Here is a 15,963-nt window from a genome sequence, read left to right as displayed (position 1 = left end):
AAAGAAAAATGAAAAAAGAAATTATATATTTGAAAGGCGATGCTACTACTCCAAGTATAGACGGAAATAAAATAATTGCCCATATTTGCAATGATATTGGTGCATGGGGTAAAGGATTTGTATTAGCTCTTTCTAAAAGATGGAATAAACCTGAGAAGGAATATAGAAAGTGGTATAAAGATGAGTCTAATTTTGAACTTGGAGAAGTTCAGTATGTACAAGTTTCAGAAGATATATATGTTGCTAATATGATAGGACAAAGAGATATAAAAAGAGGCAAATCAGGCCCACCTATTAGATATGAAGCTGTTGATAAATGTCTAGAAAAAGTAGGAGAAAAAGCTGTAGAATTAAATGCCACTATACATATGCCTAGAATTGGATGTGGGCTTGCAGGTGGTAAATGGGAAGAAATTGAGAAATTAATAAATAAAAATATATGCTTTAGGGGTATAGATGTATATGTTTATGATATAAATTAAATTTATTATAAATAGTACAGTGTAGTGCATTTAGATTAATAAATTATATTTTTACAGTGGGGATGATTAATTTGTATAGGAACATTAAATGGTTAGAGCCATGGAATTCTTTATGTATCAACGAAAATTTATTTGAGGAAGAACTACATAAGGAATTAGGGAAAAAACATATTTTATATAATAAAAAAGTATCAATAATAGGAAGGCGTTATGATTGTGATGATTTTCTATTTGAAATTGACAATATAGATTTTAAATTTGCAGTAGTGCATTTAACATTTTCCGGTAAAGAAGAAAGTGAAGCATATCCTAAAACTAAAGTATATAAAGATTTGAATGATTTGATTAATAGGTGTATGGTACCAGATTATAACGAATTTAAATAGTTAACAAGAGCTGAAAGAAAGTGATTATAAATATGATTAAAAAAGTTTTAGAAAGAATAACCAACTATAATAAAAGAAAATCAGTAAAGGTAGATGACTCAATAGATTTTAAAAAAATTAACATAAGGGAAGAGAGAATATTTAGAGACTTATTAGCTAATGATTTAACATTATTAGCTATTCCAGATGTATTTAAGTTATTGCTTAGTAATAATGAAAAAATGGAGTTGCAGGTTGCAGAAATTCTCAATAATTTTGTTAGGACATTAAGTTTTAGTCAGTTAGTTAAGATGGATACAATATTTAGGGAAAGGACTTCCTTTGAATGGTATTATGATTGGAATAATAAAAATCCTAATGATCTGATTCATCCTTTAATGTCACAAGAGGAGAAGATTACAATATTAGGGTTAAGTAGTTTTCATCCAAATGGATATTTTAGAGAGAAGGCAATACTTGCTCTTTCGAATATAAAAACAGGAAATGAAATACCATACATCTTAATTAGGCTTAATGATTGGGTAAGTCAAGTTAGAGACACTTCAAAAGAACAACTAGCAAGATACACAACTCTAGAATATGTTACGGATTTTGTAGATAATTTACCTTTAGTATTAAGATTAAGGGAATGTTCAAGGGATGAACATAGTCATATTATAGATAAAATTATTTCAATAATGACTACTAAAGAAGGTTCTGAAAAATTAATATGTGGACTTCAATCAACGGATTCAAAAATGAGGTTAGCTTGTTATAAGATAATCCTTGAAAGAAAAGTTATAGACAATAAAAGTATTATAAAATATTTAATAAAGGATAGTGATCCTTACAATAGGTTATTTGTACTTAGAAATATAAAAAATGAAATAACAGGTGAGGAATTTATTGATATTTCACAGTTATTGATTAATGATAAGCATTCACAAATCAGAATTATTGGACTTGAATTATTATATTATTTTGCACCTAAAGAAGCTATAAATATGTTAGAAAAGAGTTTATTTGATAACAATCAAGCAGTTAGGGAGTTATCACGATACTTGCTTTCAAAAAATAAAAAATATGATTTTGCAGCAATATACCATGATGGAATAGAGAAAAATGATAAACTATATTCTAGTATTTGTGGACTTGGAGAAATAGGTAATAAAAATGATTCAAAATTTATTGCTAAGTTTATAGATTCGGATATCACTAAAATAGTAAAGGCATCAATTATTTCTTTAGCAGGATTAAATATGGAAGATTATAAGGATAAAATTCTTTTGTTTTTAAACCATAAAAGAGTAGGCATATCTAAGACTGCAAGAAAGGTTTTAGGCAAAGAGATTAATGCTAATGATATAGATAATATATATAAAATCTTTAAAGAAGATACATATTACCATGTGAAAGTTAACTCTGCCATTCTTTTATGTTCATTAAGTAAATGGAACTCTATAAGATATATTTTAGAATTATGTAATAATAAAGAAAAAGAAATTTCAATGCTTGGGCAAAGAACACTTGAAAGGTGGAAATTGAAATATAATCAATCCTTTATAGCTCCTAGTAATATTCAAATAAAGGGGTTAAGGGAAGCTTTAGAGTGTTTTGGAAAGTCAATCAAAGATAGTGATAGGTATTTCATTGAATCCTGTATAAGAGATTTTAGTAAGTAGAATATACTATTTAAGAGAATGTAAAAACCATCTTGATGTTTAAAACTGAATTTTAAGCATCAAGATGGTTTTTTATATAAATTCTATAACTTCATTTTTCTAAATGCTAAAGGCGTTTTTCCATGTACATTTTTAAACATTTTTACAAAGTTTCCGCTATAATTATATCCAACCATTTTAGATATTTCATCAATACTTAATTCTGTTGTACATAGCAAGTTTTCTGCTGTAGTCATTCTAAGTGAATTAGTATATTGTCTAATTGACATATGATATTTTGCAGAGAATCCTGCCTTTAATTTTTGTTCATTTAAAAACACCATTTTGCTTAGGCTTTTTATTGTAGGTGGATTACATATTTCTTTTGTTAAGATATCATGGGCTTTTTGGATTGCATTTATATCTGATGCAGTTAGAGTAATAGATCTATTATTCCCTATTTTAATATCTCCATAATTAAGCTGATTAGTAAAAACATTTTCAGGTGAAGAAGATATCTCATTATAAAGTAACGCTATTGATTCTAAAATTTTGCTTTCTAAGTATAATGAAGTCAATTTATTAGATTCAGCTAAACTTCTTAATTTTTGAATAATAGAAGCTACTTCAAGAGGTAGATAATTATAGGTATAGTTGTTAATGAATTTATCAAAAACTATAGATTCTGGAAAGTTTGAATGTATTATTTCTTCAAAGTATTTTTTATAAATTGTTATCTCTGCACCATGAAAGTGTTGACCTTTTTTCCAATGTTGATTTCCTTTTATGTTTTTTTCAGATACAAAAAATGAGGATGGACTAAAAGAAGATACTGGATTATTTTCAATTTTAAATTTAGTTTCGCCACTATAAACAGTTCCAAACCTTAATATTTCTTCATTATGGTCAAAAACAAGCGAAAAACTTTCTGGAATTGTATAGTCTCCAATTCCAAATTCATAATACTTATCTCTACTATATTTAATAAAATATCCTAGTTCAGGTCTATTTTCATTTTTATATATTGTGTAGTTTTCATTTGGATAGGGTGTAAAGGTCATTTTATTTAAAACTTTATCTTGAAATTCCTTTGTTGTTTTGCAAATCATAGTATATACCTCATTTTTATAAATCTTATGCTTAGTTTTGGACATAATATTTTTTAATATAAGCTTTTGCTATCTAAATAATAATTATTAGAATAGATGATAAAATTATTAAATTAGATGCAAGGATTGAAATGAGAATGAAACTCATATACAATAAGTTCAGATAAATAGTAACACAAAAAGTAGATAGGAAGCAATACTAAGGAGGAATAATATGAATTTAAGTTTTTTAAAGAGTACAATAATTATCTGCATAACGACTATATTTTTAGTGGGATGCGGAACAAATAAAGAGGTAAAAGAAGAGAACGGAGCAAAAAGCACTGTAACGGTTACAGATGTAAGAGGAGAAGTTGAAATACCAGCAAATCCTGAAAAAATAGTAGATTTAAGTGGTAATAGCGATATTTTATCAATTTTAGGTTATAAAGTTATAGGAACTGCAAATAGTGATGCTTATGATTACACTAAGTTTCCTTCGTATTTAGAGGATACATTAAAAGGTGCAGAGATTTTAGGATATAGCATGCAAGATACTATGGATATAGAAGGAGTTATGAATTTAGAACCAGATTTAATAGTTATATCAACAGTTCAAGAAAAAATGTATGACCAATTAAATAAAATTGCACCAACAGTTATGATTCAATTAGATGCATTAGATTGGAAAGCAGATCTTAAATCTTTTTCAAAGGTATTTAATAAAGAGGATAAAGCAGATAAATGGCTAGCAGATTACGAAGTTAAGGCTAAAAAGGCTGGCGATAAAGTTAAAGGAGAATTTGGAGAAGATAAAACATACCTTTCATTTTTGGCAAGTGGAGGACAATTTTTTATATTTGATGGAGCTGGTTTTGGTAGCGTGTTATATGAAGATATGGGTCTTAACAAACCAGAAGGAATGCCAAAGCAAGGTGATATAAGCCTTCCAGTTGTAACTTATGAAGGATTAGCATCAATTAAAGCTGATTACATATTTTTAATGGCAACAAAAGAAGATTTAGCACAATTAGAAAGCAATGCAATTTGGAACAGTTTACCTGCAGTTAAGAATGGTAATGTTATTGTATTAGAAGCATCACCTTATTTTAATCAAGGGTACAGCTCAATTGGAAGAGACATATTAGTAGATGAAATAGGTGAGATGTTAAATGAAACTAAGTAATAAACGTACAATAATTTTTGTGTTTTGTAGTTTGTTACTTCTAATAGTGGGACTGATTCTAGCTATAAAACTAGGATCTGTCCATATTACTTTTAAGGATATTTGGAATAGCATTTTTAATTATAATAAAACTTTAGAACTTATGTTAGTTAGAGATGTACGTATTCCAAGGGCACTTTCTGTTTTATTAACAGGAGGAATTTTAGGAGTAACAGGTGCAATGGTTCAAGGTGTTACAAGAAATCCAATAGCAGAACCGTCTATATTAGGGGTGAGCCAAGGAGCAACTTTAATAATAGCAATTTTTTATGCAGTAGGAGTTACAATAAACACTAAAAATGTAATGATAGCTTCTTTTATAGGAGCACTTATAACTGGAATTATAGTTTTAGCATTTATATCAAAAAAGGCAAATAATAATTCTATTACAAAGATACTTTTAGCAGGAACAGCTATGAGTACATTTTTCATTTCTTTAACTACAATAATTGGATTATTAACAAATCAATCTCAAATGATAGCCTTTTGGGTATCTGGAGGTTTTAGAAATGCCACTTGGGCAGATTTTAAATTAGTATTTATATTTGCAATTATAGGACTTGTTATAGCAATTTTATTATCATCAAAAATAAATATATTAAATTTAGGAGACGATGTTGCCATTGGGCTTGGACAAAATCCACAAAAAATAAGATTTAAAACTCTTATGGTAGTGATACCAATGATTGCAGCAGCAGTTGCAGTTGGTAAGAATATAGCATTTGTTGGTCTTATAGTTCCACAAATAGTTAGAAAGTTATTAGGAGAAGATTATAGAAGAAATATACCATGTTCATTTTTATTTGGAGCAGTTCTTTTAACTTATGCAGACATTGCAGCAAGAATGTTATTTAATCCTTATGAAACACCAATTGGAGTATTTACAGTACTGATAGGAGTACCATTTTTTATTTCAGTAGCTAGAAAGGAGAGAGGATAATGGATAAAAAACGATTTAAAGTAGTTTTGAGTATTCTAATAGTTTTATTGTCTATATCCTTTGTAGTTACATTATGTTGGGGTACATACAAAGTTTCTGCTATAGATGTTATAAACACATTTCTAGGCAATGGAACAAGAGCCCAAAATACAGCAATATTAGATATTAGACTCCCAAGAATTTTAGTTGGAGTTTTTGTGGCAATTGCATTATCAACAGCAGGAGCAATTCTTCAAACTATAACTAAAAACGATTTAGCAGATACAGGAATAATAGGTATAAATGCTGGTGCAGCAGTGGTGGCAGTATTATTTATTACATATCAAACTGGAAGTTATTATAGTGAACTTGGAGAGTTTTCAATATTTGTTCTGCCATTTATGGCAATATTGGGAGCAGGAATTACTGCTTTTGTAATATATATGATGTCTAGTAGAAATGGGATAAGACCAAAAAGACTTTTGTTAATAGGAATTGGACTAAATGCAGGATTAAATGCTTTTATAACTTTTATTACATTTAGAGGTGGAGTTGGAGATTATAATAGAATATTAGTTTGGACATCAGGAAGTCTTTGGGGTTCTGGATGGAACTATGCAAAAGTAGTTATTCCAATAGTATCAATAATGTTTATATTAGTTTTATTAAATCATAAAAAGTTAGATGTATTAAATCTTTCTGATGAACTTGCCATATCATTAGGTTTAAACTTAGAAAAGGAAAGAAAAAAGCTTTTAAGTTATGTAGTTATATTGGCAGGAACAGCAACAGCCTTTGCAGGAAATATTGGATTTTTAGGGCTTATATCACCACATATGGCAAGAAAGTTAGTTGGACCGTATCATAAAAATTTTCTTGTAATATCGGCAATGATAAGTGTAATAATAGTAATTTTGGCAGATGCAGTTTCAAGAAATTTATTCTCTCCAATTGAGATTCCAGTGGGAATAACAGTATCAATATTTGGAGTACCATATTTTATTTATTTAATGATGAAGGAGAAATAATTATGGAAGCTATTAGCGTAAAAAATTTATCAGTGGCATATGAAAATAATACTATAATTGAAAATATGAATTTGGACATACCTAAGGGAAAAATCAGCATAATTATTGGAGCAAATGGTTGTGGAAAATCAACATTACTTAAAACTATAGCAAGAATTAATAAGCCTAAAAACGGTGATATTTTTATAAATAATAGAAATATAAAAAGCATAAAAGAAAAGGATATAGCTAAAGAAGTTGCTTTTCTACCACAGGGACCAAGTTGCCCAAGTGGACTTACAGTAAGGGAACTTGTTGCTTATGGAAGGTTTCCACATCAAAAGATTATAGGTGGCCTTAATAACCATGATAAAGACATAATTGATTGGGCAATAAAGGAAACTGTTCTTAGTGAATTTGCAGATAGAGAGATTGAAAATTTATCTGGTGGACAAAGACAAAGAGCTTGGATTGCTATGGCATTAGCTCAAGAAACAGAGATTATAATGCTTGATGAGCCTACAACTTATTTAGATATGTCATATCAGTTAGAAGTACTAGAAGTGCTTCAAAAGCTTAACCAAGAAAAGAACATAACAGTGGTTATAGTTCTTCATGAGCTTAATAATGCTTGTAGATTTGCAGATAATATAATTGGTCTTAAAAAAGGAAAAATTGTTTGTAAGGGAAAGCCTATAGAGGTAATTAATAATAGTACTTTAAAAGAGATATATGGAATAAATGCTAATATTAAAGAAAGTGAAAATGGTCAGTATCCAGTATGCATGGAGTATGAGCTTTTTAGGTAGGGTAGATGAAAAATAAAAACTTTATAATAATAGTGATTGGGCAGGTTATTTCCCTATTTGGAAATGCCATTCAAAGGTTTAGTATGTCTTTATATTTACTAGAGTTTACAGGTAGTGCAGCTGTTTTTGCTAACATATTAGCAATATCAACAATACCTTATGTTTTATTTGCACCAATAGCAGGAAGGCTTTCAGACAATGTAAATAAAAAAAAGATAATGGTATATTTAGATTTCTTTTGCTTTGCAATAATTGGATGTTATGCTTTTGTGTTGCTAAGTGGAAGAGATAATGAATTGATAGTTGCTATAGTTATGTTTATGCTATCAGTCTGCTCCACATTATATGGGCCAGCTACAGTATCTTCAATTCCACAAATAGTAGAGAAAGATGAACTTACTTCAGCCAATGGAATAATAAATCAAGTAGGATCAATTGTAAACTTTGTAGGCCCAATATTTGCAGGGATTTTTTATGGAATATTAGGTATAAAAATAATAGTAATAATAAATGCAATAAGTTTTTTTATATCAGCAATAATGGAGCTATTCCTAGACATTCCAGATGTATGTAAACATGAAGATATACAATATAATAAAAATAATAAGTTATTATCAATGGAATTTATAAAACAATCTTTTTTAGATATGAAAAATACTTTTATTTACTTGAAAAAAGAAAAGAAAATCATATTAGGAATTATAGTTTCTTATGCCTTTTGCAATATATTTTTAGTACCAATAATATCAATAATTACACCATATTTTATAAACATATTACTAGGACTTTCTTCTAAGGTTTATGGAATGGTAGAAGGAGTATGTGTGTTAGGTATGATATTTGGGGGCTTTTTAATAAGCATGAAACCTAAAATGTTTTCAATGAAAAAATTATATTATACATATTTACCTATGATAGTAGGTGTAATTTTAATGTCTACCATAGGGTTTATAAAAGCAAATAATTATATTTTCGTAGGAATCTTTGCAATTGGTGGTATGGCAATAATGCTATCATTAACATTATCAAATGTATTAACTTTAACATTCATGCAAAAAGAATTACCAGTATACATGTTAGGGAGTGTATCAGCATTTTCAACAGCAGTAGCCACAATAAGTGTTGCACCAGGACAATTATTATTTGGACAAGTTATAGAAAGTGGAGTGCCAATAGGAATAATTTTACTAGTAATAGCAATGTTAAATGTTGCACTTATATTGTTTATTAAGTGGAATGTTAGGAATTTAGAATAAATTTATATGAAGAATAGATGATAAGTAGGAGATACTTTTAAAGACTCATGACGATATTAAATAGTTTAATATCGTCATTTTATGTTTATTTAAGTAATAAATATAAAAGATTTAAAGGTTTTAGGAAGATTACAATAAAATTAATTACATGAATATATTGACAGTAGACAAATGCCGTATTATACTAAATATACAAGGTAGACAAGTGTCGCAATACATTTTAAACATTAAGTAGACAAGTGTCGCAAAGAGGAGAGTGTTAAAGTTGAAAAAGATTCCTAGAACAGAGCTACAGGTTATGAAGTTTATATGGGCTCAAGAAGTTTGTAGAGTTGCTTCTGTAGATATTACAAAATTTATGAGTGAAAAATATGATTGGTCAAAAGGAACTACATCTAAGACTCTTAGTAGATTAGTTGAAAAAGAATTTTTAAAGCAAGAAAAAGAGGGTAGACAAACATTTTATTTACCATTAATTAATAGAGAAGAGTATTTAAAATTTGAAACTAAAGATTTTTTTAGTTTTATGCATAATAACTCTTTATCAAGTATTATATCAGCTCTGGATGATTCTAAGGATATATCAGAAGGAGATATTAAAGATTTAGAAGAGTGGATAAAAAATAGGTGATGCTATGAACTATTTAATGTTTGAACTTTTAAAAACAAGTATATGTATTAGTATACCAATTATATTGATAGCCTTATTAAAAAATAAAATTTTATGTAAGTATACTCATAGGTTAAACTATATAATCTGTATTTTGATAACTATAAGAATGCTTTTTATATCAAGTATAGGAATATATTTGCCTTTTGAAAATAATATTATTTTAGAAAGTGTACATTCTATAAAAAAGTCAGGAACTAATAATATAGTAAATTACATTAAAATAATATTTTGTATTTGGCTATTTGGAGTTATATATATTGTTATAAAAAATATTTGCAAACAAATTTTATTCTATAAGAAAATACAAAATATAAATCACATAGTTATTGATACTGAGATAATTAAAATCTTAGAAGAAGAAAAGAAGGCTTTAAATATTAGAAGATATATTAATATATCTAAAGTAGATGGACTTTCTTCTCCTGCTTTGATAGGTATTATAAAAAATAAAATAATAATACCTAATAATGATTATGACAAAGAACAATTAAAGTGGATATTTAGACATGAATTAATTCACTTTAAAAGAAAAGATAATTTGTTAAAGTTAATTTTAATGATTGCTAGTGCTATACATTGGTTTAATCCATTAGTTAAGATATTAAAAGTATACTTTGGTGAGCAATGTGAATTGTCTTGTGATGAAAAAGTAATTAAAAGATTTAGCAAAGATGAAATAAAGGAATATGCGTTTGTCTTAGTAAATACATTAAGATATAGAAATACTCTTAAAACTACAATGTTTTCATCTCAGTTCAATACAAATGGGGTTGACATTATTAAAGGTAGAGTTGAGTCAATGTTAAGTTGTAAAAAGAGAAAAAAAGGAACTTTCATTGTAGTATTTTTATTATTTATTTCAGCATTATCAGTAATTTCATTTAATAATACAATTGTAGTTCAAGCAGGTGAAACTTCATTATATAGTAGTGAATCTATGAATAATGGAAACGTTATAAATCTTTGTGGAAATACTATAAATCTTTATGAAGATAGGGAGTATGAGAATTTAACTCAAGAAGAAAAGCAGTTAGGGCTAGTCCTTTTTAAAACTGGCAAATATAGCAGTGTAACAATTGGATCGAATTTTTCATTAGCATATGCATTATTGCCAAGCTCATAGCTCATTATAATATTAAAACAATACAGATACTAAATAGCTTAAATAGTTATTTAGTATCTATAAAGGAGGAGCAAATGGAATTAAAAATTGAAAATTTATATAAATCATATAGAAACAAAGAAGCATTAAAAAATATAAACATTACAATGGAGTCAGGTACTTATGGATTACTTGGAGAAAATGGAGCAGGTAAGAGTACTCTTATGAGAATTTTAACTACTGTTGATTTTCAAACTAAAGGAAAGATAACCTTTGATGGTGAGAATATAATAAATTTAGATGAAAAGTATAGAGATATTATAGGTTATATGCCACAAGATTATAATGTATTTCCAAGTTTTACAGCAAAGGATTTTTTAGAATATATGGGTGCATTAAAAGGTATTCCAAAATGTGAGTTAGATAAAAAAATTCTAGAGGTTTTGAAATTTGTAAACTTAGAACATGTAGCAGATAAAAAAGTGAAGTCTTTTTCAGGTGGTATGAAAAGAAGGATAGGTATAGCACAAGCAATACTTAATGACCCTAAGATATTAATACTGGATGAGCCAACAGCAGGACTTGATCCAAAAGAAAGGATAAGGTTTTCAAATATAATAAGTTCAATGTCAAAAGATAAGATAGTTATATTATCAACGCATATTTTATCTGATATAGAAGCAATTGCAAATGATTTGATAATAATAAAAAGTGGGGAATTAGTAGAAGCTGATAATATTGATAACTTAGTAGAAAAAATAAGAGGAAAAGTTTGGGAAACTATCGTTAATCAAGATACATTTAATAAAATAAGCCAAGATAGAAAAGTGATTCACAGAAAACAAGAAAAACAAAACATACGTGTAAGATATGTAGGTGAGAAATATGAAGGTGTTACAAGTAAACCATTAGAACCAAGCTTAGAAGATTATTATGTATCTACATGCCTTTAGATAGAATTATAATAATTTAAATGTAAAGGTAAGTATATTTTAAAACCATTATAATAACTATATTAGTTAAAAAATTAACAAAGTGAGGGGATTTAAAATGAAAAGAAGAAAAAGTTTAATGATAATTGGAGCTATATTAATGAGTTTGACATTTTCTGTAGGTTGTAGTTCGCGAAGTACTGGTATAAGCAGCTCACGAAGTAATGATGTAAATAATATAGATGGAGATGCTATAGATAGACTTCCAGAAGAACAAAAGGATACAGCAATTGATAAGGATCTTTCAAGAAGAAGAAAGGCAAGAAAAGAAAGTATTCAAGAGACTCCTGAAGGTACATTATCTATTGGAGAGCCATGTATTAATGTACCAGGTCAAAGTAAAAATATGCCTGATTTTAGCAATGAAAGTTATGAGAAAATGGAAGAACTTTCACGTATTGCTAATAATTATATTGAAAATGAATTAAAAATTCCTGAAAAGCCAGTATATATACATAATGTATCACAGTGTATGGATCCAAGAATGAATGCAATTTACGATGATGAAGATAAAGGAGTAGCTAGTGGCTATGATAATGAAAATATATATATTGAAGAATATGAAACAGAAAAAGAGGATGTATATAGTTATTTAATTTTAGTAAGAGAGTCAAAGGATAGTCCATGGAAAGTAATACATCATGGAAACAGTTATAAAGAGTAGGTGTTAAAAATATGAAAGAATTAGTAAAATATGAATTTAAAAAGATATGGACTCAACTCACCATAGTATCTGTAGTATTACTTGTTATAATATCTACAATTAATGTCTTTATAATTTTATTTAATTCTGAGGCTATTACTAGTGAAGGTAAAGAAGTTAATGGGTTAAAATCTTGTAGAGCAATAAGAAATGAATCAAAAGATATACAAGGAGTAATGAATCAAGAGTATTTAGATAATTTAGTTAAAAATTTCAATTCAAGTAAAGAAAAACAAAAGGCTGGGGAATTGCTTGGAGCATATTCTACAAAATATAATTATACAAATCAAATTATAAACTTTGCTAATTATGGTTCGAAGGCGTCTAATCTTAACAAGGGACTAGACTTTGACTTTATAAAATCGGAAAAAAAGTTTTATAATCAGTATAAAAAATCTGTAAGTGATACTATAAAAGAATACAATCAGCGTGATAATTGGTTTAAATACACAGATAACCATATGAATAATATAAATGAAAAAATAAATAAATTAAAAATTCCTTTCAAGGTGGATTATAATGGAGGATTAAGTTATTTTGTATGGCAATATGGAACACAATACTATCTTGTTCTTATAGTAATAGGGTTTGCTTTAAGTTCATTATTTTCAAAGAATAGCAATAATGGAATAGATGAGCTTACACTATCTTCTAAGTTTGGAAGAAAGAAAAATATGAATGCAAGAATCATAGCAGGAAATATATTTTCAGTAGTAATTTACGCTATATTTATAGGAACACTTTTAATAGAAATTGGAGTTGGAGCTTCTTTACATGGATGGAGTACATCTATACAAACTATATGGTTCACTTGTTTATATAATATAAGTGTAGGTACAGGTATAGTAATTATGATTTTACAAGGATTATTAGGGGTATTAATAGTTGCAAATTTAATTATGCTAATATCATTGAAAGTTAAATATTCAAAATTAACAACGTTTATATCTGTATTTAGTATATGGGTACTTCTAAAATTAGCGAATACAACTAATCCATTACAATTACAACTTAATCCTATTTATTTCGCTAAACATATTAGTTTTTTTAAAGAGTTTGATATTTGTTATTTTATAGGAAATATAATGATACCATATTCATTAGCATTTATAGCTATAGCATTTATTTACATGTTAGTAATTAGAATTTTAACAATAAGGCAGTATAAGAGATATAAGTTAAATTAACTGATTCATATATAGAGACAAGCTTAAATTAAATCTTTGTTATACGTTGAGAAAAATAAATACAACTATAGTTAAAACATAAGAGTTAATAATTTAGGATGAAAGTAGCAACCACTTTCTGAAAATGATTTTAAAAAATATATCAATATAATTTGCTTTGCTAATTTATAAAAAGGTACATTGAGAATTACTAGGAACTAAGTGAGTAGTAATAACCATAACTGTTAACTATTCAATCTTAACTTTTAACTAAAATAATCTGTTAGTTATTGATAAAATATTAATTTGAGTTTTCTTATTTGGTAAATGAATAACTTTAAAACTTAACTTGGAACCCTATAGTAACAGCATATTAAAAATAAAAATTAGGTGGTTAAATTAAATGAAAGAAATTATAAGAGTTGAAAGAAAAAGAATATTAAGCTTGAGAAACTTTCTTATACTCTCTGCAGCTATTTTAATGTTTTCTATCTTTAGTAGTATAATGTCTCTAAATAATTACAATGTATACGATTCACAAGGAAATATTATAATGTCTAGTAAAGATAATTTAAAAGAATCAAAACTAGATAAACATAAAATATTATTAGATGAAAAGGCTATAAAAGATGTTGTAGAGAGCAAAGATAAAAGTAAGTATTTATACAATTCAAATTTATTTATACTTGTTGCTTCGAATTATGAAAAAAAAATAGAAGAACTTACAAGTGATGATATAAAAAATTTTTACAATCAGAGAATAGTAAATGTAAAAAAGAATATAGGTGGAGCAGGTTATATAGAAGATATAGATAAGTTAGCTTCCGAGGGTGAAAAACTTAATACACCTTTAAGACTAGGATATGCAGAGGGGTGGAAGAACTTAAATAATGATATGGTAGACTTCGTTACAGTTGTTATAGTTGTTATACCATTTATTATTTTACCTGTATTTGCAAAGGACCCAAAGACGAGAATGAGACAACTGTACATTGCAACTAAACATGGAAAGAAAACTTTAGCTAAAATTAAAATAATAACAGGATTTGAAGTAGGTGCTATGATTTATATTACAGCTGTATTAATTTTTTCACTTTCAAAACTATTAATACTTGGATTTAAAGGGGCTAGTTTACCTATTCAAAGTAGTGTAAGTTATTTGTTTTGTCCTTACAATTTAACATACTTACAGCAGTATTTATTGAATGTAACAATAGGATTTATGGCAATGTTAATTATGGTATCTACAACACTTCTATTTACAAGTATAGTAGATCAGATTTTATCAGGAGCATTATTTGTAACATTTTTTTGTGCAATAATGACTATGCTACCTAAAAATAATTTTGAGATTAATCATTATCTTAAGGCATTCTTACCGTACCATATGATTAATTTTAATAAGTATTATATTCACCCTGAGATTTACAATATAGCAGGTAAAGTTATACCTACTTATGTATTAGTCATTTTGATATCTTTGTTAGTTTTTATAATATCAACTATTTCTACAATGGCTATATCAAATATGAAGCTATCAAGTAAGTTAAAGTAGTAACAAAACTACTAAATTATAATTAATTTTAATTTTTAATCTAATTTTAATCTTTCTTATATTTTAGATTAATCTTCTAAACGTATTATATAACCATGATGAATGATTAATAAATACACGGAGGTAAGTCAAATGGAAAAAAACGAAATGATTGAAATTATAATTAAAAAGGCTAATGTAACTCGTGAAGAGGCGATAGAAGCATTAGAAAAATGTAACTGGGATGTTATAGATTCTATTATATATTTAGAGAAAAACGGAAAAATAAAAAGCAATACAATTGAAAATGCTACAATAATTGAAGTTAAGGAAGAAGAGCAAGAAGAGAACAGAGAAGATAAAAAGAAAAATAGAAAAAAACATGAAGAAAGATATGGTGGAATTGGAGAGGTTGTTGGTAGAGTGTTTAAGTTTATAAGTAAATTTATAAAAAAAGGAAATGAGAACTGTTTTGAGGTAAAAAAAGAAAATGAAAAACCAATAAGAATATCATTAACAATATCAATACTTTTACTAATATTCTTATCTGTACCAACTATAATATTATTACTAATCGGATTGTTCTGTGGATATAAATATTCATTGTCTGGTGCTCATAATAATTATAATGGTGTAAATAATGTTTTTGAAAAAGCATCAGAGTCAGCAGATAATATTAAAAATGACTTTAAAAAAGGTTATGCAAAATAATATATTATAGTAAAGAGATTTTGAATATTTTCAAAGTCTCTTTATTTTTAGGATTATATAAAATTAAATGGTATAATTTAATATCTAAGGATATAATTATATAGGGAAACAATCTCTAACTTAAATTTATACATCAAATTTTTGTTATCAGTAACTGTTCACTCTTAACTTTTAACTAAAATAATCTGTTAGTTATTGATAAAATATTAATTTCAGTTTTATAATTTGATAAATGAATAAGTTGAAAATTTAATTTGGAACCCTATAATA

At 27.1% G+C, this 15,963-nt stretch carries 16 protein-coding genes; 15 read left to right on the top strand and 1 reads right to left on the bottom strand.

What is annotated here, in order from left to right:
- Positions 1 to 8 precede the first annotated feature (8 nt).
- The 3 genes from KQI36_RS15255 (at position 9) to KQI36_RS15245 (ending at position 2,529) form a co-directional block, all read left to right on the top strand.
- Positions 9 to 482, top strand: coding sequence for a macro domain-containing protein (locus KQI36_RS15255; protein WP_216451644.1), 474 nt, complete (start codon positions 9 to 11; stop codon positions 480 to 482).
- A gap of 71 nt (positions 483 to 553) precedes the next feature.
- Positions 554 to 868 (top strand): hypothetical protein, encoded by a 315-nt coding sequence (locus KQI36_RS15250; RefSeq protein WP_216451643.1) that lies wholly within the window; start codon positions 554 to 556, stop codon positions 866 to 868.
- 32 nt (positions 869 to 900) lie between these two features.
- On the top strand, positions 901 to 2,529 hold the full coding sequence (locus KQI36_RS15245; RefSeq protein WP_216451642.1) for a HEAT repeat domain-containing protein: 1,629 nt from the start codon (positions 901 to 903) through the stop codon (positions 2,527 to 2,529).
- A gap of 83 nt (positions 2,530 to 2,612) precedes the next feature.
- Here KQI36_RS15245 and KQI36_RS15240 read toward each other — a convergent pair whose 3' ends face one another.
- Positions 2,613 to 3,617 (bottom strand): helix-turn-helix domain-containing protein, encoded by a 1,005-nt coding sequence (locus KQI36_RS15240; RefSeq protein ID WP_216451641.1) that lies wholly within the window; start codon positions 3,615 to 3,617, stop codon positions 2,613 to 2,615.
- 214 nt (positions 3,618 to 3,831) lie between these two features.
- Between KQI36_RS15240 and KQI36_RS15235 the strand changes: the two genes are divergently transcribed.
- The 12 genes from KQI36_RS15235 (at position 3,832) to KQI36_RS15180 (ending at position 15,693) form a co-directional block, all read left to right on the top strand.
- Complete coding sequence (locus KQI36_RS15235; protein WP_216451640.1) at positions 3,832 to 4,782, top strand: iron-hydroxamate ABC transporter substrate-binding protein; 951 nt, start codon at positions 3,832 to 3,834, stop codon at positions 4,780 to 4,782.
- Positions 4,769 to 5,761 carry a FecCD family ABC transporter permease gene (locus KQI36_RS15230; RefSeq protein WP_216451639.1) on the top strand — a complete coding sequence of 331 codons (993 nt, stop codon included), beginning with the start codon at positions 4,769 to 4,771 and terminating at the stop codon, positions 5,759 to 5,761. Before KQI36_RS15235 ends, KQI36_RS15230 begins: the two co-directional genes overlap by 14 nt.
- Positions 5,761 to 6,768, top strand: a complete 1,008-nt coding sequence (locus tag KQI36_RS15225; protein WP_216451638.1) for a FecCD family ABC transporter permease — start codon at positions 5,761 to 5,763, stop codon at positions 6,766 to 6,768. The genes KQI36_RS15230 and KQI36_RS15225 overlap by 1 nt, the downstream gene beginning before the upstream one ends.
- A 2-nt stretch (positions 6,769 to 6,770) precedes the next feature.
- Entirely contained in the window at positions 6,771 to 7,556 is a 786-nt protein-coding gene (locus tag KQI36_RS15220) for an ABC transporter ATP-binding protein (RefSeq protein ID WP_216451637.1), read from the top strand.
- Between the two features lie 5 nt (positions 7,557 to 7,561).
- Positions 7,562 to 8,812, top strand: a complete 1,251-nt coding sequence (locus KQI36_RS15215) for an MFS transporter (protein ID WP_216451636.1) — start codon at positions 7,562 to 7,564, stop codon at positions 8,810 to 8,812.
- A gap of 265 nt (positions 8,813 to 9,077) precedes the next feature.
- The gene (locus KQI36_RS15210) at positions 9,078 to 9,443 is read left to right on the top strand and encodes a BlaI/MecI/CopY family transcriptional regulator (RefSeq protein ID WP_199870151.1); all 366 of its coding nucleotides are present in this window, start codon (positions 9,078 to 9,080) and stop codon (positions 9,441 to 9,443) included.
- Positions 9,444 to 9,447: 4 nt separating this feature from the next.
- Positions 9,448 to 10,608, top strand: a complete 1,161-nt coding sequence (locus KQI36_RS15205) for a M56 family metallopeptidase (protein WP_199870152.1) — start codon at positions 9,448 to 9,450, stop codon at positions 10,606 to 10,608.
- 74 nt (positions 10,609 to 10,682) lie between these two features.
- Entirely contained in the window at positions 10,683 to 11,540 is an 858-nt protein-coding gene (locus KQI36_RS15200) for an ABC transporter ATP-binding protein (RefSeq protein ID WP_216451635.1), read from the top strand.
- 97 nt (positions 11,541 to 11,637) lie between these two features.
- Entirely contained in the window at positions 11,638 to 12,243 is a 606-nt protein-coding gene (locus KQI36_RS15195; protein ID WP_216451634.1) for a hypothetical protein, read from the top strand.
- An 11-nt stretch (positions 12,244 to 12,254) separates the two neighbouring features.
- Positions 12,255 to 13,469, top strand: coding sequence for a hypothetical protein (locus KQI36_RS15190; RefSeq protein WP_216451633.1), 1,215 nt, complete (start codon positions 12,255 to 12,257; stop codon positions 13,467 to 13,469).
- Positions 13,470 to 13,851: 382 nt separating this feature from the next.
- On the top strand, positions 13,852 to 15,003 hold the full coding sequence (locus KQI36_RS15185; protein WP_216451632.1) for a hypothetical protein: 1,152 nt from the start codon (positions 13,852 to 13,854) through the stop codon (positions 15,001 to 15,003).
- Between the two features lie 132 nt (positions 15,004 to 15,135).
- Positions 15,136 to 15,693: a UBA domain-containing protein gene (locus tag KQI36_RS15180; protein ID WP_199870157.1), complete on the top strand. Its 558-nt coding sequence runs from the start codon at positions 15,136 to 15,138 to the stop codon at positions 15,691 to 15,693.
- Positions 15,694 to 15,963 lie beyond the last annotated feature (270 nt).

It is taken from the genome of Clostridium senegalense (assembly GCF_018916625.1).
GTDB lineage: Bacteria > Bacillota > Clostridia > Clostridiales > Clostridiaceae > Clostridium_J > Clostridium_J senegalense.
This window is presented reverse-complemented; position numbering and strand designations above follow the sequence as displayed.